The 2,232-nt window shown below is 31.5% G+C and carries 1 protein-coding gene; it reads right to left on the bottom strand.

The window, feature by feature from the left end:
* Positions 1 to 106: 106 nt before the first annotated feature.
* Positions 107 to 2,232 (bottom strand): DnaB-like helicase C-terminal domain-containing protein (locus ACN4EE_RS22940; protein WP_431708831.1); only part of this gene is annotated, 2,126 nt, incomplete at its 5' end.

Raw genomic sequence — 2,232 nt, 5'->3', positions numbered from 1 at the left:
TAATAATTCTACTTTAGACTAATGTTATAGGTAGCGTTTTTTAGTCAAAATTTATCGTTTAGATACACTACTGGTAGTGTAATTTTTCATTTAGTCTAAAGTACAGTTAAAAACCAAAATCATTATCAGGTATTGACTGGGAACAAGAATTAGATATTTTTAGAGTCTCAGGAGTGAATAATAGCTCACATTTTGAACCAGTAACACCATTACGATTTTTCAGAATATTTACTTCTAATTTTCCTGCATCACTAGAATCAGGATTGTAAAATTCGTCTCTGTATAATCCTAAAACCAAATTAGCATCTTGCTCCAAATCCCCAGACTGTCTTAATTGACCTAATGATGGTCTTTTATCCTTTTGCCCTTCAATGGCTCTATTTAGCTGACAACCTAAGATAATGGGAATATCTAAACTAACAGCACAGTCTAAAATCGATTGGGAGACATTTTTGATATTTAGCCAATCTTGAAACGATTGATTGCTCGAAGGAATTTTCTGGACATAATCGATAAATATTCCTCCAATATGACGAGATTCTGATAGTAAATTAATCGTAGTAACTAAATCTAGATCATTTAATCGGTCATCCAATAGCCATAATCTTCCTTCCTTCACTAATGTTGAATAGGTTTGAAAACCTCGCTCAATTTGGTCATCAAATTGTTTTTGTTCTCGATGTACTTTAAAATAGCGAATATAAGCATTATGGTTAAAATCACGATTAATAATTTTGCCTGAGAGATTTTGAATTAGCTTTACCCCCAATCGAGCTTTGCTTTCCTCATAACTAAAAAAGTAAAATGATTGCTCAGGATAGAGATTAATTTGATTAAGGAAAAGGTTTAACATCAAAGTCGTTTTACCCATTGAAGGACGAGCAGCGATTAAAGTAATTGCACCTTTAGGAATTAAACAAAGTTGATCTAACTTTTCATAACCAGTACTTAAACCCTCTCCAGTTAGGGCTATATCTTGCAATAAATCTTCAGGAAGATAAGGTGAAGGTAACTGAATACCTCTAGCAGTTTTTAACTCTTGTAAACTCTTTTCGATGGCTAATTCGCTATCAGTAAAACTTTCCTCTTGTAGATTTTTATTTAATTCTCGACACAAAGAAGTAATAACATTTTTAGCTTTTCCTTTGCTAGTTTTTTCTAACTTTTCCCTCCGTCGAAGGGCTAAATCTTCCTCCGTTATTCCTTCATCACTCAAATATTCGAGAAACTTAGAAGTAAAAATTTTTCTTTCCAGAGGATCTGATATAGTACTTTCAATCTCAAGACATTGATTAATATAACCATCATTACCTAGTGGGTTGCCTATAGGAAATTGATTATATAAATATTCCGCTACCCACTCTCCCCAAGATTGACAAGCCAACTCTAAAAATAAACTAAAATTATCAACCCCTTCCCGAATTACAAACTCATCTGGATCTTTGATTTCTCCTGCATCACGCCAGTTAAGAGCATATACTCTCAATTTACTTAATTTAAGGGCTTCGATCGCCTTCATGGTTGCTTTTTTACCAGCATTATCGTTATCCAATGCCAAGAGAATTTCCTTGACTCCAGAATCTTCAATTACCTTAATTTGTTTATTTGTTAAACTTGTGCCACCTAAAGCTAAAATCCAATAATTTTTTAAGCCTAAACTATTGAGTAAAAGAGCATCCAAATAACCTTCTACAACTAACACTCTTTGTGGTTGATAAGGGCGAAATTGAAAACCTACTAATCCATCTTTATTTAGTCCAGAAGTATTCAAATATTTTGGCTGATCTTTATTATTATTAACTTCTGAATTATTTAAAAATTTTGATTTATTTTCATCATTATTAATTTTTGAATTATTGAGAAATTTTGATTTATTTTTCTCATTATTATTGAGAGATTTCGATTCATTTTTCTCATTATTAATTTCTGAATCATTGAGAGATTTTGATTCATTGTTATTATTACTAATTGTTGAATCATTGTTATCTTGATCTTTAATTATGCGAAAACTAAAGCCACAAATATTACCAGATTGATCTGGATATGGTATTGAAATTCTGCCTTCAAAGCTATTATTTAATAGTCCATTATTCTTAATTTCACTTTCTGTAAATCCTTCACTTTCTAAATGTTTTTTAACTGTCTGACAAGATGGATAAACACCTAATCCCATTAATTTAATTTCTTCACCATATTTACGTTTAATACCGACACTACCTTGCGCCGCTTTTC

Source organism: Geminocystis sp. CENA526 (genome assembly GCF_050753365.1).
Classification (GTDB): domain Bacteria; phylum Cyanobacteriota; class Cyanobacteriia; order Cyanobacteriales; family Cyanobacteriaceae; genus Geminocystis.
Note: the sequence above shows the minus strand (reverse complement) of the source record. Positions and strands in the feature narration are given on the sequence as shown.